This is a genomic window from Photorhabdus sp. CRCIA-P01 (genome assembly GCF_003545805.1).
GTDB classification, from domain to species: domain Bacteria; phylum Pseudomonadota; class Gammaproteobacteria; order Enterobacterales; family Enterobacteriaceae; genus Photorhabdus; species Photorhabdus antumapuensis.
In genome coordinates, this window is record NZ_NMQR01000012.1 from 40096 (window position 1) to 65386 (window position 25291).

A 25291-nucleotide genomic window follows, 5' to 3' on the forward strand; every position below is an offset into this window, starting at 1 on the left:
TTGTACAAAATTTATGCCTTCACAGTATCAAACTTGATTTAGCTGTCATTTGGTGAAGGCTATTTCAAAGAAATTATTTTAGCCACAAGTTATATAGGAACGGTGAATTATGTTTTTTTCTCGTAAATTAGAAGCATTCATGGCAGTGGTGGAAAATGGTTCTTTAAGTAAAGCGGCAAGAGTGATGAACCGTACAACTCCTCCAGTAGCTAAATCAATCAAAGACTTCGAAGCAACATTAGGGAAGCGCCTTTTCAAAAGGGAGAAATTTGGGATGAGTTTGACTAAAGATGGTTTAGAATTATATAACGATCTTAAAGATCTTTATTTACAAGAAAAAGAAATAACTAAAAAACATATCAGTGGTAGTATATGTAACATAGTTAATATTTATTACGATTGGGGGAAAAACAAACATCTTATTTATTTATATAAGGCAGCTGACAGAAATAGCTCACAGGTAAATATATTCCGGTTTAGTTATGATAACATTGAAGAAATAGTGGATTATGACGGCAACACGCTCATTTTGAGCTCAGAAAAGATACTGAGTGACCGTTTCAGCCTCATTAGTAAAATAAAAGGGCCTGAATTGGGAATTTGCTGCCGAAAAGAGTTATTAGATATTGCTAATGGTGATGTGATGCAATTGCTAAAGAGTAATACTTGGCTATGCGATCCTGTACTTTATAAAAGTAGTTTCATTAAAAACTTGGAAGAAGAAGTTATTCAAAGTGGTGGAAAAGTAAATATGCGTCAGATGGATAATATGGGATGTTGCATGAATTTCATTTATTCCAGAGATTATATATTTATTACAGATTCTCATCCTGATGAATTGGAAGGAGGAGACGCTTTGAGTTTTGTTCCCATTGAAAAACCTGGTGCAGCAAATCAATGTTATATTTATAAGTCTAAATCACACTCAAGTGTTCTTAATCGTTTTATCGATTCAGTTAATGATATGAGTTAAAGTTCATCTACGCGGAGAGGATTATGGTAAGCTCCGCGTTGTTATTATGCGGAGATAATTATAAAGATTTTTCACTGTACCTAAATGATAAATTTATATTTCAAATTCTTATTTGAATATTCCGAGTAAATGTTTGGTAATGGTGAGGAAAAATGGACTGTTCCTCGCCTTTTGGAGCAACTTGTACTACAAGCCTGACATTATTATTCATTTTCGTCTGGTGTTTGGCACAACCCATTGTGCATGGCCTTTGCTTTACTGCTTTAGCCACGGTGTTGTGGTACTCCAAAAAATAATGTTAGCCCCCAAGTGGTTTTCGGCAAAATGAGTAAACTCTTCCTGAGTGAAGGGTTTTTTAGTTTTTGGGTTGGTGTAGGCCAGAGTTGGTTCTTGGACTGCCATTGCCACCAAATCCAGTTTGCCTTTGTAACGGTTGAAAAAGCGATAAGCGTTTTTCATCTGAGCAGATTGATACGGCACGATATCGGGACCGCCGATACCGATCTTATTTTTCGACGCGAAATTAAAAAAACGAGACATATATTGATGATCGTTATCCCATTCACATGGCCAGAAGTTAACATATTGCACCACATAGGATTTTTTGAATGCCCGGTGCACCTTCCAATTATTTCCAGCTATAAACAATTTGTACACCGGCAATATCTTGACGTTCTAGCAGAGGACCTAATTGCTCAAGCTCATCGGATGAAGTGTAGAGATAGTTTTGTGGTTTTCCTGCGAGGCCACACTTTAATGACGAAGGAGTTACACCGATGAAAAAACAGATAATTTCAATGTTATGAGTCATGATCTTTTCTTATTAAAGCGGCCCATAACTTGCTGAAATGAGCCGTAAAGATGAAGGGTATATATGCTGTTTAATGTAATGGACCTCCAATGACGGGGATTTAACTGTTTTGCAAATAAAAACATCATTATTTCTTAGCCAAAAAAGGGGCTGTATATAGGAGAGTTGATATCCAGATGATTGCGGTGATAAACATAACAATCATCCTGGTGAAACGCCAATAAAATGGCTTCGGAGGTGTATCGGTGGGAATCGGTAATTTGGTATTTTGGGGTTGACTATTATCTTGTGCGTTATCTTGAAATGGCAGAATAAAACGATAACCTTGTCGGTACACTGTGTGTATGGCTTCACCTAGATCACAATAGCGTAATGTGCGACGTAATTTACAGATTAATTGCAGTAAATTGGTTTCTGCTACTCCGTTTTTGCGTTCAGGCCAAACCAGAGGGATCAGTTGTTCCCGGTTTAACGTATTCCCCTGGGATGCATGTTCCCACAATGCAACTAACAGGCGTTTCTCTTTTTCCGTAATGATAAATATATTTTTACCATGAATTATTTTGTTTGAGTCACAGTCTAAATAAACATCTCTAGTTATTTTCAACATAACGCATTCTTTGCCTCTGTTTAGTGTTTATACCCGTTATCTTTCAAGCTGCCTCTTTGTTGGCTGCACTCACTCACCCCGGTCACATAGTTATCTATGCTCCCGGGGATTCGCTCCCTTGCCGTCGCGATGCAACTCGAAATCTATTAGGTATATAGCCAGGAGGGCTCAATTAGGCACTTATGCCTATTAGAGTTTATATATTTTATGAATAAGTAATGCAAGAAAATAAATAATTTAAAATCTTTTATTTTATTTTGTTATCTAGGTTATTTTTATTTTTCTTATTAATAAATAAAACTAATGATAATTAATTATTAGTTTTATTTATATTTGTGATAATTCTGTCTCTATTATCTGTGAAATAAATGAAAATTTTTAAATATAGATAAATTATTTTTAGGTATTGTTTTTTTCTTATAAATTAATTTTGTAAAAATTGATAAATAGATGTTCATAAGCAATAACCCTATTGGTTGGGTGATGTTTTTTTATCATATTGAATTATAAATGAAAATAGAGATTAAAATCATTATTTTTTATTTTTAACTTTTATTTATCGGTGTCTGAGTGATTACTGTTCAATGAATAGCTTCAAGTTCCAACGGTGTGATGTTTATCACGTATTAACTTACGTTAGTCAGTCGTCAGGTCGCCTCATTGCCTTGAATGAGGGTTTGGATATTAAAGCACGGTGAATACACACGTAAGGCATTAGGCATGATACCTAAGGGCGGTAGCGTACCTAAAATGATGTGTGTTTTAACCCGGTTATGAATTTAACTCTTAAGGAAATAACAATGTCTACAACTGCCGATCAAATTGCTGTTCAATACCCCATTCCAACTTACCGTTTTGTCGTGACCGTTGGTGATGAGCAAATGTCTTTTCAAAGTGTATCGGGATTAGATATTAGCTATGACACGATTGAATATCGTGATGGAATTGGTAATTGGTTACAAATGCCCGGTCAGCGTCAGAGACCAACAATTACCTTGAAGCGCGGTATATTTAAAGGGCAATCTAAATTGTACGATTGGATTAATTCTATTTCGCTTAATCAGATAGAAAAGAAAGATATTTCTATTAGCCTGACTGATGAGACAGGTTCAAATTTGCTGATTACCTGGAATATTGCTAATGCTTTCCCAGAAAAACTAACAGCACCCAGTTTTGATGCTACCAGTAATGAAGTTGCGGTGCAGGAAATAAGTTTGAAAGCCGATCGGGTTACTGTTGAATTCCATTAATACACTGTTTGGTGTCAGGAATAGTCTGGCACGTCAATACAGTGTTTTTTAAAGGCGAATATTATGACAATCAGTACAACTTATCCGGGTGTCTATATTGAGGAAGATGCTTCATTGGCACTCTCCGTCCGTTCCAGTGCAACGGCGGTCCCTGTTTTTGCGGTTGCAAATACTAATAAATTTTTATCCACAGAAAATTATGTCCGTATTAGTAGTTGGTTGGACTATTTGACACGAAAAGGTGGGCAATTTGATCCTGATGATAAGCTTGATATCTCACTACGAGCCTATTTTATTAACGGTGGTGGATATGGCTATCTCGTGAAAACTAAAGACCTGGTAGATCAAGTTCCAAAACTAGATGATGTCACATTGCTGATTGCTGCCGGAGAAGATATCACTACTGCCGTAGGGACACTTTGTAAACCAGGAAAAGGATTATTCGCCGTTTTTGATGGTCCAAAAGCTGATGTTACCGAAGTGACTAAAGTTACCAAAGAAGATGGTACCACCGATATAGAAAAACCAGATCCAGATAAAATACTCCAACCTTATACCGCTACCCCCTATGGCGCGGTTTACTATCCCTGGCTGACCGCCGAATGGGGAAATGAAAAAGCTGATGAAGGGAGAAAAGCGAGTGTTGATATTCCACCCAGTGCAATGATGGCGGGTATTTATGCCTGTGTTGATAACAACCGAGGTGTTTGGCAAGCTCCGGCTAACGTGGCTATTCAAGGTGGATTACAACCTAAATATCCGGTGACTGATGACCTGCAAGGACAATATAACCAAGGCAAAGCACTGAATATGATCCGTAATTTTCCTAAGAGCGGCACATTGGTTTGGGGAGCTCGCACGCTTGAGGACAGTGATAACTGGCGTTATATCTCGGTTCGTCGCCTGTTTAACAGCGCCGAGCGAGATATTAAAAATGCCATGAGCTTTGCGGTCTTTGAGCCTAATAGCCAACCCACTTGGGAAGTTGTGCGTCGGGCTATTGATAATTATCTCTATTCTCTTTGGCAACAAGGCGGATTGGCGGGAAATAAAGCCGAGCAAGCTTATTTTGTTCAAATAGGTAAAGGTATCACCATGACTGATGACGATATTAAACAGGGCAAAATGATCGTCAAAGTGGGTATGGCGGCGGTTCGTCCTGCCGAGTTTATTATCTTGAAGTTTACGCAGAACGTCGCACAATAATTGGAGGTAATATGCCAATAACACCAACTTATCCGGGCGTCTATATTGAAGAAGATGCATCACTGGCGCTTTCTATCAGCCAAGGGAATACAGCAATTCCTGTTTTTATTGGCCGTTTCTCACCTAGGAAAACAAGTATAACGCCACAAGTGGCACGAGTTAGTAGCTGGTTGGATTTCACTAACCAGTTTCATGTGGGTTGTGTTACGTCAATAGATATTAAATCAACACCTCCACCTGCCGCTAAAAAACCAAAGAAAGTTGAAAATGATATATCAGCCGAAAACAAAGCTACCAAAGAAAATGGAGAGATTAATAGCGATACAAATGAAGAAGAAAAAAAAGCTGATTACACTTACGAGGTGACAGCAGTTAACTACACGACAAGCAGTGATACTTTAAAACTTTATTTTCAAAATGGCGGTGGACCTTGTTATATCTTGCCAATTGCTGATTTGGGAAATACTGAAACTCTGGACTTAATCCCCGAATTAATTGAGCAGGCTTTAGAAATTACTCTGATCGTCTGTTCTGAACAGGACTCTGGTTATCAACATCAAATATATAACAGTTTGACGCCTTCGTTATTGAATGCTGGCTATTTCCTTATCGCTGATAACCGAGATAAAACAACCGCCATCAGTGTTAATGTACCCTCACAAACCTAACGCAAAGCTATCCGTAATATATTCAAATCACAGGTGGTATAATATGGGACTCACCGAATTAAAAAATAAACTCGCCACTATCGTACCAGAGACAGATTTTAAACTTAATGAAAGAAGTACGCTGGATATTTTAAATTGGCTACAAGAATACGCAAAAAAAATTCCTTTCAATCAAGAGAAAAAACAATTCTGGGATAGCTTCTACTTTATTCAGGAAAATACTCCTGAGAAATTAGCGGATATTTACCAAAATGCGAATAAAGCCAATGGCTATTTACCCGCTCATCAAGCTTTTGTGTTGGCTTTTTTAAAACTGTTAGAAACAACCAAAGTATTATTTAACACTTTTCCGGCACGGCACCGTAATCTTTATTACCGGGAATTATTGGGGCTGAAACCAAAAAGCACCCAAGCGGATAGCGTTGCTTTAGGCATTACCTTAAATACAGATAATGCAGAATATCTTATCCCAAAAGGGACCCTGTTTGATGCCGGGCAGGACAGCGCCGGAAACCCGTTACAGTATGCATCAGATGCTGATCTATTAGCGAACCAAGGGAAACTAACCGACCTACGTTGGTATCGGAAAGATAATAGTAATTGGAAATCGGCAATAATATTAAGCGACTCAGATAACATTAAATTACCCGAAAACGGTATTCGGCTTTTTAGCGCAACACCCAATGATGTCAGTATTCAATCCGCCAACCAAACTTGGGACCAAGCAAATATATCGTTATTAGCCAATAATACATTCTATTTAGGCTTTACCGATGTATTACCGGGGCAAACTTTATCTCTGTACTGGCAGTTAGACGGCTTTGAATAATTCTCCATATCCTGGTTTTATCTTAATAAAGACAATACATGGCAGTCATTAACCCAACGGGTTCACGACCAAACCCGCAACTTGTTCGATCAGGGAACCTTGCGAACTTTATTACCACAAAATGCTTCAAATCAAGCCTCTCTAATGCCAACAGATAAATACTGGCTAAAAGCTAAGATGGCACCAAAGATATCTGGTGAAAAACCACCTAATTATCCAAAAATTAAAGGACTGTTATATAACGCTATAACCGCTACTCTCATTAACGCGGAAACCATTGAATCGGATCACTTACTAAATGGATTAGCAGCCAACAGCATTAAACAGCCGGTGAACTCATCCGTTGTAATCAGTGAAGTAGCTCAACCTTGGGCATCTTGGAATGGTCGCCCGAAAGAAACCGAACAAGCATTCCTGAAACGAGTTCCTGTCCGGCTGTCCCATCGTAACCGAGTGTTGAGTTGGGGGAACATGGTCACCTTATTAAAAGATAATTTTGTCAGCTTATTTGATGTCAGACACCATTCAGGCGGTAAATTAACCACCATTCCCGCGCCGGAAAAGCAACAACTGATAGTGATCCCGGACAACCGTTACAAGGATAACGATGATGCATTACGTCCAGAATTGAACCCGGCGCGATTGGCTGAGATGGTCGAATGGTTAAGTCAATTAAGTAGCCCTTGGGCAACCATTGAAATCAACAATCCTACTTATGTTGATGTTAATGTGGACTATCAAGTGATCTTTATCTCCGGCGTCAATTCTGACTACGGTCATCATCAGCTACAACAGCAATTAAGCCGAACATATATGCCGTGGGGAGAGAATCCGGCTATTGGCGTGACAATGGGTAACCACATTGACTACTACCTCTTATTAGCCACCATCCAACAATCCCCTTTGGTAGAACGCGTCACTAATTTAAGCATAACAACAGCTAACCGAGTTACGGGTGTCGTGGGTGCAAATATCGAAGCTAACGATAATGAAGTGCTGATTTTAGTCTGGCCAGATAAACATTCCTCAACTAAGGAGTTAATAAATGAGTCATCAGGATGCTCTGTTTCCCGTCGTTAAAGACGATATTGCCTTTGATACCTTACTTGCTCAGGCTAAGGCTGTTATTGAACAACAGTCTGGTCAATATTGGAGTGATATGCATGAAAGTGATCCCGGTATTACCTTACTGGAAGCCTGTTGATTTGCCATTGAAGATTGATATTCAGCTTGATAATGACGTTAAAGATATCGCTGACATAGTTGCCCAAATTTATATGACGGCGGAACAAACGGTACTGGAAAAGCCGCTACGTTATACCACTCAGGCAATGAAAGAAATGGGTTACAGTAATGAAGAAATTTTTGATGGGCCCTATTTGCATCACGGTTGGATACCTGAATTACCGCCGACCAAAGATTACAACGGTACCATAGTGTTAAGTTTAAGCCATTTGGTTAACCAATTATTGGCTATCAAGGGAGTTCAAGGTATTACCCGACTGGAATTAGATAAAGATAATAAGAAAATTATTTCTCCACTACCGGGCGATAATTGGTCTTGGCAAATTGCGAAAGGATATTATCCCAGATTATGGGGTGAAGATCCCTTGAAATTGATTACCTCACCAGACAGTCCATTGATTCTTATCGCCAAAGGTGGAGTGAAAGTTGTAATTTCTAGCGAAGAGATAAAGAAGAAGCTCATTACAGAACCGCTGATTAATACACAACCAAAATTATTAAACTGGGGCAAGCATCGTAAAGTGTTGGATTATTACCCGTTAAGCAATAAATTACCCGCTTGCTATGGATTGCAGACTAATAAACATACCTTACAATAAGTACAGTTACACCAATTTTTGCTGCCTTTTGAACAGATGCTAGCTAATGGCTGCGCGGAGCTTGCCTTATTGCCAAAACTATTGGCGTTTAAACAACGGGGAAATGCGGTATATGGTGCACAATGGCCTTTCAAAGTTAATACAGTGAGTCAGAATGTTCATCAGGAGATAATGTCTGACTTAATTGGGAAACTGACTGATGATGAACAAATTGATAACGATGATGGCATCCATGAACGAAACTATGCAAAAGAGCTGGCTATTCTTGAGTATCTGTTAGGCTATTTTGGTGCTCATCGAGCCGCTAGACCACTTATTCTCAATCGACGGGATTTTCTATCCACTCAGCGCGGTTATTTGGCTCAACAACCAGAGTTGACCTATCATCGTAATAATATTCGGATTGATAAAGTATCGGCGCTGCAAAAACGGATTGCCGCCCGGTTAGGTTTGGGAAGAAAATGCTTTAGTGAACCGCCTGATTTGGCTGATCTGCCTTTCTATTTAATTGAGCATCGTCGGTTGTTGCCAGTGAAACCTGACGAGGCATTCAACAGTGCACAAATACCTGATAACCTGGAAATTAAAAATCATCCTGATGCTAAAAGCCATCACTTAATTATTACTCAGCAAAGTGCGGCAGGGCGGTTATTACATGGTCAGATGATTAACTTAATGATTAAAGGTGAGAACGGATTCACATTGCGCGGCCAAGTGATCACTGAAATTACAGAACAATCATTTTATCTTGACACCCGTAACAGTGTCGCTCTGGAATACAATTTGGACAGAGTACGACAGGCATTTACCGACAAAAAACTAGTCTGGCAAAATAGCCCGGTGTGGTTGGAAGATATGGATTATCAACTAGTTTATGCTGAAGAGACAGATAAAATAGATGACAAAGATGAAAGCTGGATCATGTCCAGCCCCCAAAGCCCCTTTCCGGCTATGATCAAAGAAGGGGACGAAATCACGCTAAAATATAAAATTACCCCTTATGAACAAGTCAAAAAAATATCAGCTAATGTGAATTCTCCATCTGATTATATGCTGAGAGCTTCGGTAAAAGAATTTGATCGGATTAAGGGTAAGATATTAATTGAACGGGATAAAGACACCAAACCTTTTCCGAAAAAGGAAAATGCATGGCGTTATCGTTGGTATTTCTCTGGTGCAGAATACGCGCATACTGATCGTTTTTCATTTGTCGTTAGTGTAGTTATTAATCGTCAGTTAATTGAAAATAACAAGGTTGATCCTCATAAACTGGAATCGTGGGTAAAAACTGAGATTTTAGCTGAATTTCCTGCTCATGTTTCCATGATTATTCATTGGTTGCCACCGGATAATTTTAGGAATTTTGCCAGCACCTATAAGCGTTGGCAAAATAATGGCGCTGCTTTAGGGGATGAAGCATACCATATTTTAGAAATGTTAACTTTAGGACGCCTACCTTCTGCATTAACGGGTACGGGAAATATGCGAATTGCTACTGAAAAGCAGAGCGCTGAGGTTATTGGTGAATCTGAAACAGGATGGCATTATGAATTTATTGAGAGTAACCAATTGCTATATGTACCGAAAATTCAGGAGGATATTAATCGTAATAAAGGGAATGATAAAGCCAAAGATTAATTTATCTATAAGTAAAAGTAGGATTAATGTTGTATTACAATAATAGACACTTGTTGTGCTATTAAATTTATTATATTTAATTATTATGTGGTCGTAATTTTAAGATATTCGCAATAGAATAGATTAATATATAAGGTGATAAAAATGGAAAAGAAGAACGATTTGTCAAATTCAGAGATTAATCCAGAAAATACCAATAATAAAGCAGAAAGTCCCTCAGCGGATGATTTAAAAAAACGCTTTAAAGCAGGCAGCATTCTATTGCAAATTGATTATGAACACTTGATTGATATTGCTGATATTGGCCGAAAATCAACCGGGCAAGCACCGCAACAAAATGGACCAGGAAAAGGATTAGAACTAGATGGTAATGGTACGCTTAATTTAAAAATGGGCACTATCGCCAGTAAAGATTTTTCTCCATTAATACTGGAAAAAATATTTTATCTGTAGACCTTGGTAGTGGTCTGGTTAATAAAGACAATGGAATATGTGTTGGTCAAGGTAATGGTATTGTTGTAAATAAAGATAATGTATCTGTCAAGGCCGCTAATGGTATTACTGTTGATGGCAGTGGTGTTTCAGTTAAAGCTGGTGATGGTATTTCTGTTAGTGGAAAGGGAGTAGAAGTTAAGGCTAAGAATAATGGCAGTATTTCCGTTGATTCAGAGGGTATGGCTGTTAAATGTTGGAAAGGTGGTGGTATTGTAGTAACTGATAATGCTGGCCTTTATTTAAAATTGGAGGGAGGAAATAGCAATAATGCCTGGAGCGGCACAAGTGGTTTAAGTTTGAGTGAGAATGGCGTAAAAGTTAAAGCGAGCAATGGTATTAAAGTTGATTCCAGTGGTGTAGGTGTTAATATCGAAGCAATTGCATCAGCACTCGCTGATTTAATTATTCCCGCAGGAACAATCGTGCCATTTTATAGTAGTGGATCTGTACCTAATGGTTGGGTATACATAAAATCTTCGTGCCTATTGCAGTAGTTAACTATAAAGGAAAATTAATATGGTCTTAGAGAGAAACAGATTAAATCGGATCAATATTACTATTGAAGCTAATAATCAACAGATAGCTAAAAAAATATTACATGGTTCTTTGCTTAATCAAGTCAGTATGAATAAATTACTTAATTTATACTTTAATAAATATGCGATTAGTCAGGATATCTATTTGGAGAAATTAACGCTGAATCTTGGTGAAATTAATTTCCGTAACTTTAATGTATTGTTTCCTATTAGGCTTAATTCCGCTCTAAATAAAGCTTTGAGTCAATATCAAGAAAATAATAAGGAAAAAACTCTTACGGAAAATTCAATAATATCTAAAAACACGGGCAAGCCCTCTTTATTACATAGTCATTATCTATCTGATATCGAGAAATTTATCCAGTATTTATATCAAAAAGATATTAAATTAAATCCTGCAAAGATAATGGCGAAAAATAGGAGTATTGATGTTAATATCAAATCTTTAATTAATCAATTCATGCGAATGGAGAGCAATTTAACATTATTATTAGCAAAAAGTTGTTTATCTGAACACGGTTTGCAGCGTCTTTTAACTATCAGCCAACCTGATTTGTTAACTGAGATTAATCGCAAATTATCGGAGAATATAGATATACCCGTTATCTTTCAAGTTGCTTCTTTGTTGGCTGCACTCTCTCACCCCGGTCACATAGTTATCTATGCTCCCGGGGATTCGTTCCCTTGCCGTCGCGATGCATCTTGAAATCCATAGGGTATAAATATCATCATCAAGGAAAGGTAGCTTCCTCTTGGCAATTGGTATTAAATGCCTTGGGATATATACAGCGATATAATACTCAGGAAATACCTAAACCCGATATGAAAGTGATATCATATATCATGGCTGAACTTGATAGCAGTATGCTTGATATTGTGCCTATTATTACTTTATTCCGACAAAATATTGTAGTTGAAAATGATTTAGTAAATGAATGGTTGAAGCTCATTTGGCAAATAGAATTGATTCCAAAACTGTGTAAGAAACATCTCTCTGCTGAGCAGTATAATAAACTGTCACAACGTTTTATGACAAATAATTTGACACTAGATAATTTGCACGTTAAAGACAATAATTGTAGTCCACTTCGGGATATTAACAGACCACATTCTGAATCGGATTTATTTTCTCCATATCAGGTGAGTAATGCTGGAGTATTAATTCTGTGGCCGATGTTACCTGTTTTATTTAACCATTTAGATCTACTTGAGGAGAAAAAATTTATTCATCACCAAGCTCAATTTAGAGCGGTTGATTTTCTGGATTATCTTATTTGGGGGAATGAAGAGGAGCAGGTGGAAAGAAAAACACTCAATAAAGTTTTGTGTGGGTTAATGATTGATGAAGAAACGCAATTAATCCCTATTGAGCCAGAAGAACATCTGATAATAGAACGATGGTTGGATGCGATTATCGTTCAACTTCCGGGCTGGAAAAAACTGAGCCGTAATGATGTTCGCTAACTACTCTTACAACGACCGGGTGAATTGCGGATAGATGAACAGGAAATCAAAATTACACTACAACATCAGCCATTTGATCTGTTATTAGCCGATTGGCCGTGGCCGTTAAATATCATCAAATTTCCCTGGCTAAATCTTTCTTTACAAGTTGACTGGCAAAATACTTAAAAGGTTTATATGAACTGTTTACTTAAAAATAGCCACTATGTGGTGGCTGAATTACACTGGATTTATCCCCATCTGGAACGTATCGATTTGCTATTGCAGCGCTATTATTATCAAAAGAGAGAAAGGTACGATTCATTACCGGAGAGTTTTTTACTTACGGAGGATAAGGTAGAAGAATATTTGGCACAACCGCAGGGCTTTCCTCATTGGTTATTTGAGCAGGGTAATATTGTTGGCTATCCGAAAACCGGAGAACACTTTACCTTTGATGCACTGTCTCTATTAGTTGAGCGTTTTGAGCTCACGGAATTTGAGCGTGACGCCTTATTGCTCGGTTTATTGCCCCATTTTGATAGTCGTTATCATGCATTATTTGCTGCTCTGCACGGTAATAGTAAAAAACAGTGGCCTAGTTTTGCTAAGCGGGCTGATTTGACTGGGGCTAATATCAGAAATATTGCCTTATTGGCATCAATATTAGCCTCAGACAATAGTAGTGAAAAAATTGAGAATAAACATATAGAACGGGCAGTTATTCTCGAATTAAATAAGAGTGGCAGACTGATTTTTTAAATATTTACCAAATTTGGAGTCGATATGAAACATATCATTGAACCTAATAATGCTATTGTCGAAGTTAATAACGCATTAAAAGACATTTTATCTCGATATTTAAATAACATTGATATTCGTTTTGATTTACCAGAAATATACTCAATTCCATCGAAGCCGACAATAAGTGTATTTCTTTATGACGTACATGAAGATTTGCAATTACGCTCTGCTGAACCAAAGCGTTATAATCCTGTAACTAATTTATTGTTACCGGGATGGGTAAATATTAATTATAATTATTTAATTACTTATTGGCATTCGAATAAACCATCAGTTGATGGCTGTAGCCCGGATAGCCAGCCTGACAATCAAGAGGCAAGAATAATGACATCTGTTTTGAATGCATTGATTAATAACCGGCAATTACCTAAAATCCCTGGTGCCTATACTCGGGTAATTCCACCACAGGAAAATTTAAATAGCTTAGGTAATTTTTGGCAGGCGCTTGGTAATCGCCCACGTCTTTCTTTATTATATTCGATTACTGCACCGGTAGAACTTCAAGATATTAAAAATACAGTAGAGCCAGTTATGGAGATTTTCCATTCTGTGGATCAAAAACTGAATCTGGCTAGCTCACAAATATGTCAGGCATTATTAGAAAAATTATGTATTGATTTAGGTGGTACGGACGATGTACGTTTTGCACTTACTAAAGTGAAGTTAGTAATGAGGCTGGACACCTCTGTTACAAACAATAATGACAATCAAGAAAATGAAAAAATTATTCTTGAGGTTTCTGGTGTTACTTTTTTAGATTATTTTTCTAAAATAAAAGAGATTATCTCAACCTGGGTAAACAGTCATAAAGCGGTTGTTAAGATAAATGGTATCGGTATTATTGTGGTTAAAGAAAATTCTGATGCATTAATTGGAGTGAAAAAACCATCATCTAATTAATTACTCATAATAAAACGATAAGTTAGAGAGATAACGATATTTTTATTGATGGTTTTATATAAAATCATCTTGTTGTTTGTGATATTTTAATCTATATATTATTTACTTATGACTCTTAGGTAATAATATTATGCCAATCAGCAACTTTGCAAAAAAAATTGAAGCTCGTACCGAAAAAGATAGAGCATGTGGAAATATAGAAACCGGTAATCATCTGGAAATAGGTCTTTCTTCTGGCTTATCGAGATCAAAGGATACATCAAAATTTAAAAAAAATAATATAAATGCCATAAAATTGATAAATGATATTATCGCACTACATAATGATCCTAAAGGGAATAAATTACTTTGGAATGATAATTGGCAAGATAAAATCATTGATCGAGATTTGGCAGCTATATTTAAAGCGATTGATGAAATTGTTTCTGAATTAGGTGGTATTGAAATCTATCAAGAAATCGTTGGGGTAAATCCTTATGATCCGATTGAGCCAGTTTGCGGTTTATCTGCCCAAAATATATTTAAATTAATGACTGAGGGGGAACATGCTGTTGATCCAGTAAAAACGGCCCAGGCAGGAAAAATAGATGGTAATGAATTTGCTGAAAGAGTTGATCAACTCAATGGTGCAAAAAATTATATTACATTGGTTAATGATCGTCGACTTGGGCATATGTTTTTAATTGATATCCCATCCAATGATCAGGAAACAATGGGATATATTTATCAATCAGATTTGGGAGAAGGGGCATTGCCTCCCCTTAAAATAGCAGATTGGTTAAATTCCAGAGGAAAAGATCCCGTTAGTTTTAATAAATTAAAAAAATTATTCAGTCGTGAGTTTAACCTATTATCTGAAAATGAAAAGAAAACGTTAATTTCAGAGATGCTTGATATACATAAAGATGTATCTAATATTAAGTTAGATAGAATGAAGAGAGATGAAAGTGTGGATATTTATTTAACCGAATACGATATTAATAATTTTTATGAAAATATTGAAACATTAAAATCTAAACTTGATAATTATGATGGAAAATGTGGTGAACCAGAATGAATTGTATTATTTTATATATTATATACCTAATAGATTTCGAGCCGCAGCGCGGCGGCAAGTGAACGAATCCCCAGGAGCATGGATAACGATGTGACTGGGGTGAGTGAAAGCAGCCAACAAAGCAGCAGTTTGAAAGATGAAGGGTATAAAAGGTCATGGCATGATCAATATATTCATTTAGCCTCCTATTTTAAGGAGGCTAAATAATAATTTTGCTAATGATTTCGTGTCTATAACACCAAATCCAGGATAATGACACCACATAAGCCAATCGCCCATGCAATAGTGGTTGGGATTGACCAAACGATCATCTGTTGTTTGGCATCTTTGATTCCCATCATGCGGTTAACGACCCAGAATAGGCTGTCATTAAAATAACCGAAGAATAACGAGCCCATCGTTGCTGCCTGTGCGGCAACCAGCATGTTGATCCCCGGAATTTGACTAATAATTGGTGCGGAAATAGAAGCAGCGGTAATCATTGCCACAGTGCCGGAACCTTGAATTAAACGAACCAGTGTTGCGATGATAAATGGAATCAGCACCGGTGTTAGTGGTAGATTGGCTATATATTGCGCCAGAATGGCGCCAGTACCACTTTCACGCAATACCGCTCCTAACGCACCGCCTGCTCCTGTTACCAATAAAATAATACCGGCAGCCTGTAAACCTTCTTCCAGACGGTCAATCACTTCATGTTTATTGGCTTTTGGCATCAAGGTATAAACTGCTAATAATACACTGATGGCTAAGGCAATAACGGGTGCGCCAAGGAAATCAAATGTCTGGAAATAGAAGTTGTCTTCTTGTCCAGTAAAGGTTTCATTGTTTAATAGCAGCCCATTAATCGCTTTAATGAAGATCAAAACGATAGGGACAATAATCGGTAACAGGGAGAAAAATAGGCTCGGTAGTGATTTGTTCTCCTTCTCCTCCAGGTAGCGTTGGTGGATGGCTTGTAGATCTTGAGCTTCTTCTGCTTCATCAGTGGGTTGAAATTCAGGATATTTTACGGCTAACCATTTGGCATAAAATACAATGCCAATAACGCAAGGTACCGCCAGAACCATACCGGTTAACATCATGGCACCAACATCTACACCAAAAATACCGGCAACCCCCAGTGGCCCCGGTGTTGGCGGAACCGTGTGGTGGGTAACTACCAATCCGCCGGCCAGTGCTACGCCAAGCGTTAGAAGATGACGTTTTCCCTTTTTAGCGAGTGCTTTTGCCAGTGGATAGAGGATAACAAAGGCAGAGTCGACGAAAATCGGAATACTGACGATATAACCGGTGATCGCTAATGCCCACTCTTCGCGTTTTTTACCTAACCATTTGATAAAACTGTAGGCTATCTGTTCCGCAGCCCCGGAAACTTCCAGCACCCGTCCCATCATGACCCCTAGACCGATAACAATCCCAATACTGCCTAGTGTGGAGCCAAAACCTTTAGTCATGACATCAATGGTATTTGCTGCGGTTAAACCACCAGAGAGCCCGGCGATCGCCGCTGCAATGAGCATTGCTAATAAAGCATGAACACGGGTACGTAGCACCAGAAAGATCAACGTAAACACGGCTACCCCCAGACCAATGACCGGAATGTAGAGTTCCATAATTAGCCTCCTGTTCGGGATAGGTTATTGGTGATAAAAGCACGGATTGCATCACTGAAAGTATTATCAGCATGGAAACCCAGTGATAAGCCACGGCTGATATCGAAGTGACCCGGCCAACTGGCAACAATACGATTAATGTTCTCGTCAGGTTCGAAACGGATGAGATCCACCGCTTTTTGCCCGGCAACCTCTGCCAGTGCATCAATCATGTCCTGAACCGTGACACTCATACCCGGTAAATTAACTGTGCGGGAAAGACCAAATTTTTCCGCCGGAATTTGAACTGCATGTATAAAGTTGCGGATCACGGTTTCAGGGCTGGAAAGCCATAAAGCCAGATCGCGAGAAACTGGGCAGATACTGTTTTCTCCGTGCAGAGGTTCACGGATGATGCCACTGGCAAAAGAGGATGCTGCTTTGTTTGGTTTACCCGGGCGGATACTGATTGTCGGTAGGCGAAGTACTCGGCCATCGACATATCCTTTGCGGGAGTAGTCGTTAATCATCAATTCACACATGGCTTTCTGTGCGCCATAGGATGATTGAGGATTAACTGCACATTGATCTGTAATGGTTGCTGGTAATTCTCCGCCAAATACGGCCAAGGAACTGGTGAAAATAAATTTCAATTTTGGATTTTTAGCCCGTGCAACATTTAATAAGTTGCGAGTAACATCAAAGTTAACTTGCAAGCCGAGATCAAAATCGCTTTCAGCGTGACTACTGACAATGGCGGCGAGATGGAATAATACTGTACTGTTTTCATCGATCAGTTTTTCCGCAGCGCCTGATTGAGCTAAATCCAGCGCCAGACACTGAACGCGGGGATCATTAACGGGTGAAACAGGACATTGAATATCGGTCAATATGAGTTGGTCGAAATTTAATGTTTGATTGTTGTTGAGTAAAGCGCTGGCTAGTTGCTGGCCTAGAAAACCTGCTCCACCAGTAATTATTACTTTCATTGCGACTCTCCTTGTTCAATAGCCTTGGACTATTTGCTTTAGGGTAGGGTTCTTATCCTTATACGCTGACGGTATGTAATATCAGATTATGTTCTCGTAATTGTTGCTGCACTTTCGGCGGAAGCTGGCTGTCACAGACAATATCATCCAAACTTGAAAGCGGGCAGACCCGAAACATGCCGTATTTGCCATATTTACTGCTATCGGACACCAAAACACGGCGGCGGGCGATTTCCAATACGGCCTGTTTGACTAACACTTTTTCTTCATGTGGCGTGGAGACACCATGTTCCAGATCCCATGAGCTGGTGCTAATAAAGGCAATATCCACATTCAGATTGCGAAGCAGCATGGCGGCGATAGGGCCAACACAGGAATAATTTCTCTTATCTACCTGTCCCCCGGTATGGAACAGATTTAGTTGGGGTTTGTTCATCAGGTATTGGGTAATGGAAAAATCGTTCGTGATGATAGTGAGGTTAAAACGTTCAGCCAGGACTCTGGCAATTTCAAACGTGGTGGTGCCAGCATCAAGGTAGACCACTTGTCCATCTTCAACCATAGATACTGCATATTGACCAATTTTCCGCTTATGACGATGATTAAGCCGGGCTTTTTCATTCCAAGGCAGTTCCTGACGTAAAACATCACTAAGTTGCACACCGCCACTGACACTAACGACTTTTCCTTCTTCTTCCAGAGTGTGAATATCCCGCCGTACTGTCATATGTGAGACGTTCATCAGTTTAACCAGTGTATTGATAGAAATTGTCTGATACTCATGCACATAGCGATAAATAAAGTCTCTACGCTCTGATGGAAGCATATCTTCTCCTGATTATTTCCGTGCTTTGGTCAACCAATCCAGACCATCTTCGGTGTAACCAGCCGGGTGGTATTCACAGCCAAACCACCCTTGATAGCCCATTTCATCCAGTTTATTAAATAGCCACGGATAGTTCACTTCGCCGTTATCGGGTTCATGGCGTTCGGGCACGGAGGCAATTTGGATGTGACTGAATTTTCCCCATAGACGCTCAATGGTGCGTAGCAAATCCCCTTCCATGATTTGACAATGGTAAAGATCTAACTGGATAAAAACATTTTGACGGTCAATTGCTTGGAGTAATGTTTCCGCTTGATACTGAGTTGTCAGGAAGTAATTTGGCATATCACGAGTATTAATTGGTTCAATTAATACGTTGATGTTATGTTCTGCCATCGCATCAGCGGCATGTTGAATGTTTCTGATATAACACTCGCGTTGTAGTGTTGGCATAAATTGTAGGTCCAGTTTTCCCGCCATGGCATGAACTTGCTTGCAGTTTAGCGCCAGTGCATATTTCAGCGCGGTTTGTACACTTTCGGCAAATTCTTTTTCACGGCCAGGAAGAGAGGCTATCCCTCTTTCTCCCGCCGCCCAGTTTCCGGCGGGCATGTTGAACAGAACCTGGGTTAATTGATGCTGCTTTAATAGGGTAGCCAGCGCTTCAGCAGCCATTTCATAAGGAAACAGATATTCAACGCCTTTAAATCCAGCTTTGGCTGCCCGGGCAAAACGTTCGGTGAAAGGGACATCATTGAACATCATGCTCAAGTTTGCCGCGAATTTAGCCATGATGAATTCCTTGTTTATTTACTCAATTCTTGGGGTAACGAGTTTCAAGTTCTTGTACTTGCTCTTCATTTAATGTGGTGAAACCATGTGGCCGTAACGTTAAATAGAGCCGGGCGGTATCTTCCAATTCCTCCGCATTGAAAAAAGCTTGCCGTAAAGTTTTGCCGCCGACAACAGGTCCGTGGTTCGATAGGAGGATTGCGTTGTGTTTTGCGGCCAGCTTCGCAATTTCTTCACCGATTCTTTCATCTCCTGGTGGTAGATATTTGACCAGAGGCAGTTTTCCAACTCGCATCACATAGTAGGGCGTAATGGGTGGTAGACAGTTACTTCTGTCCAGATTAGGTAGGCAGGAAAGGGCAGTTAACCAAGGGGAATGTAGATGGACCACCGCATGGCATTCGGGACGGTTGTGGTACATTGCCAAATGCATGGAAACTTCTTTTGTGGGTTTGTCACCGGATAACCAATTACCCTCTGCATCTAGCTTACTCAGGCGATCCGCTTGCAAGTCGCCAAAACTGGAGTTGGTCGGCGTGATGATAATCGTGCCATCTTCCAGTTTGGCGCTGATGTTACCTGCACCACCACTGCTATAACCCCGGTAGAACATTGAACGAGCCCATTCGACTAACTCTGTCCGTAGTGCTTGTTCACTCATGAAACATCTCCTGTACATGCAGGAAGAAATCGATATTGCCGAAGTTACCTGATTTCAATGCCAGCCAATAATTGTGTTGTCGATCGTGTACCCAAGGTACGCCGGGAGTAATTGGTGCACCGATACTGAATTGTTGGATGTCCAGACTTTGTACTATCTTACCGGCAGTTTCGCCGCCTGCGACAATAAAGGTATTGAATCCTAGCTGACGTAGTCCTGTTACAACGCTGGCGAAGGTGTTTTCTATTGCTTCACTGGCAGTAGTTGCACCATATTGTTGTTGGATTTTCTGTAATATTTCTGGGGGTTGAGTCGCATATAGCATCGGTGCCAGATAGTTTTCGGATTGCTGAATAACCCACGCAACCAGCTTTTCGGCATATTGTGGATCATTCATGCATGAGTCAATATTCAGAGCCTTCGCTGGGGCCAGTGTCTGATATAGAGCAATTTGTTTGTTGGTCATGACGGAACAACTGCCAGAAAGGATCACGGTGCGTCTATTCTCGGCGGGTGGGGTTGCCCCTTCCAGTTGGCATGATATCAATGGTTTACCGGTGTCTATGCTGGCAAGGGCAGCACCAAGACCGGAACCACCAGTGATTAATTTCAGCTCTGATGCCGCTCTGGCAATAGGCAGGAGGTCATTCATGAAGAGGGTATCTGTTACTGCGTAGCGTATGTTTTGTTGTTGTAAATGATTTAGTCTGATGCGGATTGCCTGCTCGCCCTGATGTACACATACCAGATCCACCAGATCTGCTTTCCCTTGAGCTTGTTGTTCTATCAGGCGCGGTAGATTGGCATCTGTCATGGGTGTCACCGGATGGTGCTGCATGCCACTTTCATTAAGGAGTTGACCGTTGACAAATAGATGCCCATGTACAACTGTTCGCCCGTTAACGGGAAGGGCAGGGGAGATCAGCGTGATGTCTGTTTGTAGTTCATCCATCAGCGCATCAGTGACCGGCCCAATATTGCCTTTGCTGGTAGAGTCAAAAGTTGAGCAGTATTTGAAGAATATTTGCGGACAACCTGCTTTCTGACGTAACCAGTGGCAGGATTTCACCGCGTTATTCACGGCTTCGTCTATCGGGCAGGAGCGGCTTTTCAGGCTGATAACAATAGCATCAATATCCTGTGGAATGGCGGTATTTTCATCAGGTGGATTCAGTAGCTGGACGACTCGCCAGCCGCTTTGCACCATAAAACCGGCGATATCGGTTGCGCCGGTAAAGTCATCGGCGATAACGCCCAATTTAATGGTCATTATTTTTTCTCCGGCAAAGTGATACCTTTAAATGTTTTGATAATCGCGCTGTCATCCCATTGGCCGAAACCTTCATTACTGGCAGCAAGGAACATTTGATGTGCAGTGGCTGATAATGGTAATGGGAATTTCAGATCCTTACCTGTTTCTAAGACTAAACCTAGATCTTTGACAAAAATGTCTACGGAGGATTTGGCGGTGTAATCCCCTGCCAGAATATGGGGGACGCGGTTTTCAAACATCCAAGAGTTACCGGCTGCGTGGGTTACAATATCGTACATCAACTCTAAGGAAATACCAGCTTTGGCTGCCAATGCCATACTTTCCGCAGCTGCGGCAATATGTATACCGGCAAGTAATTGATGAATTGTTTTGACGATAGATCCTTGACCAATTTCACTTCCGACATGGTAAAGGCGTTCGGTGGTGGCATCAAATACGGGTTTTAGTTGTTCAAATAATGCTGGTTCACCGGAAGCCATAACGGTGAGCTGGCCTTGTTCAGCTTTTAGTGCGCCCCCTGAAATAGGCGCGTCCAGCATGTTGAGGTTGTATTTGTTAAGACGTTGGGCGAAGTCTTTAGCTTGTTCTGCGGCAACGGTACTGTGAAGTACAATGATCGTACCGGCTTTTAGTCGGCTGACCAGCGGTGTTTCGCCTTCAAACAGTATGCTTTCTATTTGAGCACCATTGACGACAACGAGTAAGATAGCATCCAGCTCTGATGCCCAATTTGCTGCGTTGTTTGTCGCCACTTTAGCGCCTGCTTGCAGAAGTTGGTCACAGGCTTTTGGGTTTAAATCAAATCCATATGTAGGAATACCCGCGCGTATTAACGCGCGGGCAATTCCCATCCCCATAGCCCCCAATCCTATAATCCCTATTTTTTGTATTGATTGGTTCATGATGGTTCCCTGGTGTTGTTGTTATAATTTGTTATTCTTTTATCATTATTTCACACATTATTTCACACATTATTTCACAAATACAGGATGGTTATCACATTCCAATGCCCACTGCTTGAAGGCGGTTTTTATTGTAATTATTTGATTTATATTGTTTATTGTTGATTTTTGAGAAATGTTAAGTTTCACATAAAGGTGTGATAGAGAATGTCATTGTGGGGATGTTAAGGTTGGGTAAGCGAGTTTCGTCGAATTCTTTTAAGGATGTTAGTTAATCTCGGATCTGTTTAAGAATAGGAAATTTAGAGGTGGGTAGATTCAGACTCGGTTTTTGGGAGAATGGTAGGTTATTTTTCGAGGAAAAAGGTATATCGGATGCTAAGAAGCATTTTTTGCGATGAGGTAAAACCGACTTGTCATAAGGTTTGAAGAATATTTATGGTGGTGGGGGAAGGATGACTCGTCACTGAGTTCCTCGCCCTACGGGCCAACGCGTCGCAAGCGCCGCATTGTTGTTTCGCTGCGCTCAACTCGAACCTTGACGAAGGTTCTCGACCTTCCCCCAAACGAGGAATTTGTCTTTGTTGAGTTTGTTTCTAAGGCTTGAGGACTATTTATGGTGGTGGGGGAAGGATTCGAACCTTCGAAGTCTGTGACGGCAGATTTACAGTCTGCTCCCTTTGGCCGCTCGGGAACCCCACCAGATTTTGAAACGTATCACTGTTGATTACAGCGGGCGGAATCATATCAAATGAGCCGCCGCTGTAAAGCATATATTTAAAAATACGTTACCGCATGCTGTTTTTTTATCCTTATTGATCCTGTTGTGAGCAAATAAGTGGTCTGTTTGCTGGTGGCGGGGGAAGGATGACTCGTCACTGCGTTCCTTAAAAATATAGGAGGGGCACTCCCCTCCTGAGTAGTTTTTTACTCAACAGGTTTAGAAAGAGGGACCCCTTTTTGCCCTGCGTAGAAGACCAAGAGGGTAACACCTTCTTTGCCTGTGTAACCGCGATGAGCGCTGTCAACCATTTCGGATAACGCCTCTCCTGCTTTTAAAAGACGTTTTTCGCCACTGGATTTTTTCTCTGCCGTTAACACCCCGTCCAGCACATAAGCTGCATTAGGTATCGGGTGTTCATGCCAGTCAAGGCTGGTATTTGGATCAATAGTAATTTTGAGAACTGAAAGCTGAGGAGTGCCTTGGGGGTATCCCTGATAAGATACGCCATCCCAAGACTTTTCAGTCTCAAGCAATTTTTCAACGTTAATACCAGCAGTATTGCTGTCATGTGCTTGAGTGAAAAACGGAGCAATGAGGAAAGCAAAAGATGTAAAGACCGATAAAGTTTGAATAGATAGCTGCATGCGGGAGGGATCCTTGTAATAAAGTGGGTGGATGATCTGTGGCGAACCATACCATTCTCACTATGATCAAGGAAGACCCTCACTTATATATACCCTTCATCTTTCAAGCTGCTGCTTTGTTGGCTGCTTTCACTCACCCCAGTCACATCGTTAGCTATGCTCCTGGGGATTCGTTCACTTGCCGCCGCGCTGTGGCTCGAAATCTATTGGGTATAGTAAGTATTAAAAGATTTTGGTTACTTAAGTTCGTGTTGAGCAACGAGGGGAAAGAATACGGCATTTTTTCTGGTACTACTATTGCTTACAGCGGCCAGAATCACATCAAATGAATCGCCGCTGTAAAGCATATATTTGAAAATAAGTTACCGTGTGCTGTTTTGCTGCCCCAATTAATTCAGCTTTAAAGAATTACAGTACGGTTACCATAAACAAAAACCCGCTGAGCAAGAACCCAATATAAAGCATGGCTCAGAACATTTTTTTCAACATCCCGGCCCGCTCTCATCATATCTTCAGCCGTGTATGTATGGTCTATGTTAATGACCTTCTGAGTAATAATTGGGCCTTCATCCAGATTATCATTCACATAATGCGCTGTTGCTCCGATGATTTTTACCCCTCTTTCATAAGCCTGATGATAAGGACGTGCCCCGATAAATGCAGGTAAAAAGGAGTGGTGAATGTTAATAATCTGATTTGGATAATGCTGGACAAATTCTGGTGTCAATACTCGCATGTATTTAGCTAATACCACGTAGTCAGGTTTGTATTGGTCAATCTGTGCAATCAGTTTTTCATCGTGTTGTTCACGGGTTAAACCTTCGTGACTGATTAAATGGAAAGGAATGCCAAATTGTTCAACCAACGATTGTAATGTTGCATGGTTGCCGATAACCGCCGCAATTTCAACATCAAGCCCATCATAAGCGCTTTTCATGAGCAAATCCCCAAGACAATGCGCTTCTTTTGTTACCATAATGACAATACGCCGACGCCCCGCACTATTTAATTCCCGTTGAGAACCCACCGGAAGTGCATCATCTAAATCAGCAAGAAATGTCTCATCATTGAAAATTCCTTCAAGCTCAGTACGCATAAAAAAGCGGCCAGTACGATGATCGACGAATTCATTATTCTGAACTATATTCAGTTGGTGTTTGTAGCAAATATTAGTAATTTTGGCGATCAGTCCTTTGGCATCAGGGCAAATAGTGCGTAGAATTTTCTTTTGTATATGTTGGTGTTGCATGAATGGGATTATCCTTAAATATTTTGCGTTTTCTGTTTGCGGGCCTTAACCACAACATTTTTTGTATTTTTTACCCGAACCACATGGGCAGGGGCTATTACGGCCAATTTGAGGTTTCATACCATCAATAGGTTTCACACCATCAATAGGTTTCACACCATCAATATAGTACCAACGCTGGTCTATACGAAGAAAACGTGAACGCTCATGAATAAGTTGTTTATCTTGGGATTTCTGATCAAGAAAGCAAGCTGAAAATTCAACATAGGCTTCGTTATCATTTTCGCCTTTTTCAGTTGTAATGACATTTAATCCAAGCCACTGGGTAACAATAAAACTCTGTTCTATATCTAAACGCCACTTTTCAGCCTGGCAGTCAGGATGCCAACTGGTAATTAGGTAATCGGCGTTGTGCTTTACATAGGCACTGTATCGGGAACGCATCAGTGATTCGGCAGTTTGGGCAAATTTTATGTTTTGGAGATAAGGGGAACAGCAATCCGCAAAATCTATTCCGCTACCACAAGGACATAGCTCTGTCAAAATAACTCCAATTGTAAAGGGTGAAATAC

23 protein-coding genes, 1 tRNA gene, 1 other RNA gene and 5 pseudogenes are annotated in these 25291 nt (G+C 40.1%); 15 read left to right on the forward strand and 15 right to left on the reverse strand.

Features of this window, described 5'->3' with window-relative positions:
• Nucleotides 1-109 precede the first annotated feature (109 nt).
• Nucleotides 110-973, forward strand: coding sequence for a helix-turn-helix domain-containing protein (locus D3222_RS09615; RefSeq protein ID WP_118985962.1), 864 nt, complete (start codon nucleotides 110-112; stop codon nucleotides 971-973).
• Nucleotides 974-1228: 255 nt separating this feature from the next.
• Here D3222_RS09615 and D3222_RS25450 read toward each other — a convergent pair.
• The 3 genes and pseudogenes from D3222_RS25450 to D3222_RS09625 form a co-directional block, all read right to left on the reverse strand.
• A pseudogene (locus D3222_RS25450) lies at nucleotides 1229-1588 on the reverse strand (hypothetical protein); the annotation flags it as partial.
• Between the two features lie 13 nt (nucleotides 1589-1601).
• Entirely contained in the window at nucleotides 1602-1784 is a 183-nt protein-coding gene (locus tag D3222_RS25455) for a hypothetical protein (protein ID WP_198672777.1), read from the reverse strand.
• Nucleotides 1785-1911: 127 nt separating this feature from the next.
• Nucleotides 1912-2394 (reverse strand): winged helix-turn-helix domain-containing protein, encoded by a 483-nt coding sequence (locus tag D3222_RS09625; protein ID WP_118985963.1) that lies wholly within the window; start codon nucleotides 2392-2394, stop codon nucleotides 1912-1914.
• Nucleotides 2395-3194: 800 nt separating this feature from the next.
• On the opposite strand from D3222_RS09625, the gene D3222_RS09630 reads away from it, so the two are divergent.
• The 14 genes and pseudogenes from D3222_RS09630 to D3222_RS09685 all read left to right on the forward strand — a co-directional run bounded on the left by D3222_RS09630 (nucleotide 3195) and on the right by D3222_RS09685 (nucleotide 15064).
• Nucleotides 3195-3644, forward strand: a complete 450-nt coding sequence (locus D3222_RS09630; protein ID WP_036805577.1) for a phage tail protein — start codon at nucleotides 3195-3197, stop codon at nucleotides 3642-3644.
• Between the two features lie 63 nt (nucleotides 3645-3707).
• Complete coding sequence (locus D3222_RS09635; protein WP_118985964.1) at nucleotides 3708-4850, forward strand: phage tail sheath family protein; 1143 nt, start codon at nucleotides 3708-3710, stop codon at nucleotides 4848-4850.
• An 11-nt stretch (nucleotides 4851-4861) separates the two neighbouring features.
• Nucleotides 4862-5515 (forward strand): annotated as a pseudogene (locus D3222_RS09640) (phage tail sheath family protein); the annotation flags it as partial.
• Between the two features lie 46 nt (nucleotides 5516-5561).
• Nucleotides 5562-7427 (forward strand): annotated as a pseudogene (locus D3222_RS09645) (hypothetical protein).
• Nucleotides 7393-7551, forward strand: coding sequence for a hypothetical protein (locus D3222_RS26665; protein ID WP_369973508.1), 159 nt, complete (start codon nucleotides 7393-7395; stop codon nucleotides 7549-7551). Before D3222_RS09645 ends, D3222_RS26665 begins: the two are co-directional and overlap by 35 nt.
• Nucleotides 7511-8191: a hypothetical protein gene (locus tag D3222_RS26670; RefSeq protein WP_369973509.1), complete on the forward strand. Its 681-nt coding sequence runs from the start codon at nucleotides 7511-7513 to the stop codon at nucleotides 8189-8191. Before D3222_RS26665 ends, D3222_RS26670 begins: the two co-directional genes overlap by 41 nt.
• Nucleotides 8192-8260: 69 nt before the next feature.
• Nucleotides 8261-9829: a hypothetical protein gene (locus D3222_RS26675; RefSeq protein WP_369973510.1), complete on the forward strand. Its 1569-nt coding sequence runs from the start codon at nucleotides 8261-8263 to the stop codon at nucleotides 9827-9829.
• A gap of 144 nt (nucleotides 9830-9973) precedes the next feature.
• Nucleotides 9974-10282, forward strand: coding sequence for a hypothetical protein (locus D3222_RS09655; protein WP_118985965.1), 309 nt, complete (start codon nucleotides 9974-9976; stop codon nucleotides 10280-10282).
• Between the two features lie 221 nt (nucleotides 10283-10503).
• Complete coding sequence (locus tag D3222_RS09660) at nucleotides 10504-10818, forward strand: hypothetical protein (RefSeq protein WP_118985966.1); 315 nt, start codon at nucleotides 10504-10506, stop codon at nucleotides 10816-10818.
• A 22-nt stretch (nucleotides 10819-10840) separates the two neighbouring features.
• The gene (locus D3222_RS09665; RefSeq protein WP_198672778.1) at nucleotides 10841-11566 is read left to right on the forward strand and encodes a contractile injection system tape measure protein; all 726 of its coding nucleotides are present in this window, start codon (nucleotides 10841-10843) and stop codon (nucleotides 11564-11566) included.
• 323 nt (nucleotides 11567-11889) lie between these two features.
• A pseudogene (locus D3222_RS09670) lies at nucleotides 11890-12492 on the forward strand (contractile injection system tape measure protein).
• 9 nt (nucleotides 12493-12501) lie between these two features.
• A pseudogene (locus tag D3222_RS09675) lies at nucleotides 12502-12927 on the forward strand (ATP-binding protein); the annotation flags it as partial.
• A gap of 162 nt (nucleotides 12928-13089) precedes the next feature.
• Nucleotides 13090-14007, forward strand: a complete 918-nt coding sequence (locus D3222_RS09680; RefSeq protein ID WP_118985967.1) for a DUF4255 domain-containing protein — start codon at nucleotides 13090-13092, stop codon at nucleotides 14005-14007.
• Between the two features lie 130 nt (nucleotides 14008-14137).
• Nucleotides 14138-15064, forward strand: a complete 927-nt coding sequence (locus D3222_RS09685) for a cycle-inhibiting factor (RefSeq protein ID WP_118985968.1) — start codon at nucleotides 14138-14140, stop codon at nucleotides 15062-15064.
• A 230-nt stretch (nucleotides 15065-15294) separates the two neighbouring features.
• Here the strand turns inward: D3222_RS09685 and D3222_RS09690 are convergent, their stop codons facing one another.
• The 12 genes from D3222_RS09690 to D3222_RS09750 form a co-directional block, all read right to left on the reverse strand.
• Entirely contained in the window at nucleotides 15295-16680 is a 1386-nt protein-coding gene (locus D3222_RS09690) for a GntP family permease (protein WP_118985969.1), read from the reverse strand.
• A 2-nt stretch (nucleotides 16681-16682) separates the two neighbouring features.
• A complete protein-coding gene (denD, locus tag D3222_RS09695) occupies nucleotides 16683-17648 on the reverse strand; it encodes a D-erythronate dehydrogenase (protein ID WP_118985970.1) in 966 nt (321 codons plus the stop codon).
• A gap of 58 nt (nucleotides 17649-17706) precedes the next feature.
• Complete coding sequence (locus tag D3222_RS09700; protein ID WP_118985971.1) at nucleotides 17707-18474, reverse strand: DeoR/GlpR family DNA-binding transcription regulator; 768 nt, start codon at nucleotides 18472-18474, stop codon at nucleotides 17707-17709.
• 12 nt (nucleotides 18475-18486) lie between these two features.
• Nucleotides 18487-19266: a 2-oxo-tetronate isomerase gene (otnI, locus tag D3222_RS09705; RefSeq protein WP_118985972.1), complete on the reverse strand. Its 780-nt coding sequence runs from the start codon at nucleotides 19264-19266 to the stop codon at nucleotides 18487-18489.
• Nucleotides 19267-19288: 22 nt separating this feature from the next.
• Nucleotides 19289-19927 carry a 3-oxo-tetronate 4-phosphate decarboxylase gene (gene otnC / locus D3222_RS09710; protein WP_118985973.1) on the reverse strand — a complete coding sequence of 213 codons (639 nt, stop codon included), beginning with the start codon at nucleotides 19925-19927 and terminating at the stop codon, nucleotides 19289-19291.
• A complete protein-coding gene (gene otnK / locus D3222_RS09715; RefSeq protein WP_118985974.1) occupies nucleotides 19920-21197 on the reverse strand; it encodes a 3-oxo-tetronate kinase in 1278 nt (425 codons plus the stop codon). The genes otnC and otnK overlap by 8 nt, the downstream gene beginning before the upstream one ends.
• Nucleotides 21197-22102, reverse strand: coding sequence for an L-threonate dehydrogenase (gene ltnD / locus D3222_RS09720; RefSeq protein ID WP_118985975.1), 906 nt, complete (start codon nucleotides 22100-22102; stop codon nucleotides 21197-21199). Before ltnD ends, otnK begins: the two co-directional genes overlap by 1 nt.
• A 439-nt stretch (nucleotides 22103-22541) precedes the next feature.
• A non-coding RNA gene (locus D3222_RS09725) (RtT sRNA) lies at nucleotides 22542-22678 on the reverse strand.
• Nucleotides 22679-22719: 41 nt separating this feature from the next.
• Nucleotides 22720-22804 (reverse strand) — tRNA-Tyr (locus tag D3222_RS09730).
• A gap of 225 nt (nucleotides 22805-23029) precedes the next feature.
• Nucleotides 23030-23470, reverse strand: coding sequence for a cupin domain-containing protein (locus D3222_RS09735; protein ID WP_118985976.1), 441 nt, complete (start codon nucleotides 23468-23470; stop codon nucleotides 23030-23032).
• 400 nt (nucleotides 23471-23870) lie between these two features.
• The gene (purU, locus tag D3222_RS09745; protein WP_118985978.1) at nucleotides 23871-24719 is read right to left on the reverse strand and encodes a formyltetrahydrofolate deformylase; all 849 of its coding nucleotides are present in this window, start codon (nucleotides 24717-24719) and stop codon (nucleotides 23871-23873) included.
• 45 nt (nucleotides 24720-24764) lie between these two features.
• The gene (locus D3222_RS09750) at nucleotides 24765-25262 is read right to left on the reverse strand and encodes a YchJ family protein (RefSeq protein ID WP_118985979.1); all 498 of its coding nucleotides are present in this window, start codon (nucleotides 25260-25262) and stop codon (nucleotides 24765-24767) included.
• Between the last annotated feature and the right edge of the window lie 29 nt (nucleotides 25263-25291).

Coding starts and splice junctions, on each gene's coding strand:
- D3222_RS09615 (WP_118985962.1), top strand. CDS start 110: ATGTTTTTTTCTCGTAAATTAGAAGCATTCATGGCAGTGGTGGAAAAT.
- D3222_RS25455 (WP_198672777.1), bottom strand. CDS start 1,784: ATGACTCATAACATTGAAATTATCTGTTTTTTCATCGGTGTAACTCCT.
- D3222_RS09625 (WP_118985963.1), bottom strand. CDS start 2,394: ATGTTGAAAATAACTAGAGATGTTTATTTAGACTGTGACTCAAACAAA.
- D3222_RS09630 (WP_036805577.1), top strand. CDS start 3,195: ATGTCTACAACTGCCGATCAAATTGCTGTTCAATACCCCATTCCAACT.
- D3222_RS09635 (WP_118985964.1), top strand. CDS start 3,708: ATGACAATCAGTACAACTTATCCGGGTGTCTATATTGAGGAAGATGCT.
- D3222_RS26665 (WP_369973508.1), top strand. CDS start 7,393: ATGAGTCATCAGGATGCTCTGTTTCCCGTCGTTAAAGACGATATTGCC.
- D3222_RS26670 (WP_369973509.1), top strand. CDS start 7,511: ATGAAAGTGATCCCGGTATTACCTTACTGGAAGCCTGTTGATTTGCCA.
- D3222_RS09655 (WP_118985965.1), top strand. CDS start 9,974: ATGGAAAAGAAGAACGATTTGTCAAATTCAGAGATTAATCCAGAAAAT.
- D3222_RS09660 (WP_118985966.1), top strand. CDS start 10,504: ATGGCTGTTAAATGTTGGAAAGGTGGTGGTATTGTAGTAACTGATAAT.
- D3222_RS09665 (WP_198672778.1), top strand. CDS start 10,841: ATGGTCTTAGAGAGAAACAGATTAAATCGGATCAATATTACTATTGAA.
- D3222_RS09680 (WP_118985967.1), top strand. CDS start 13,090: ATGAAACATATCATTGAACCTAATAATGCTATTGTCGAAGTTAATAAC.
- D3222_RS09685 (WP_118985968.1), top strand. CDS start 14,138: ATGCCAATCAGCAACTTTGCAAAAAAAATTGAAGCTCGTACCGAAAAA.
- D3222_RS09690 (WP_118985969.1), bottom strand. CDS start 16,680: ATGGAACTCTACATTCCGGTCATTGGTCTGGGGGTAGCCGTGTTTACG.
- denD (WP_118985970.1), bottom strand. CDS start 17,648: ATGAAAGTAATAATTACTGGTGGAGCAGGTTTTCTAGGCCAGCAACTA.
- D3222_RS09700 (WP_118985971.1), bottom strand. CDS start 18,474: ATGCTTCCATCAGAGCGTAGAGACTTTATTTATCGCTATGTGCATGAG.
- otnI (WP_118985972.1), bottom strand. CDS start 19,266: ATGGCTAAATTCGCGGCAAACTTGAGCATGATGTTCAATGATGTCCCT.
- otnC (WP_118985973.1), bottom strand. CDS start 19,927: ATGAGTGAACAAGCACTACGGACAGAGTTAGTCGAATGGGCTCGTTCA.
- otnK (WP_118985974.1), bottom strand. CDS start 21,197: ATGACCATTAAATTGGGCGTTATCGCCGATGACTTTACCGGCGCAACC.
- ltnD (WP_118985975.1), bottom strand. CDS start 22,102: ATGAACCAATCAATACAAAAAATAGGGATTATAGGATTGGGGGCTATG.
- D3222_RS09735 (WP_118985976.1), bottom strand. CDS start 23,470: ATGCAGCTATCTATTCAAACTTTATCGGTCTTTACATCTTTTGCTTTC.
- purU (WP_118985978.1), bottom strand. CDS start 24,719: ATGCAACACCAACATATACAAAAGAAAATTCTACGCACTATTTGCCCT.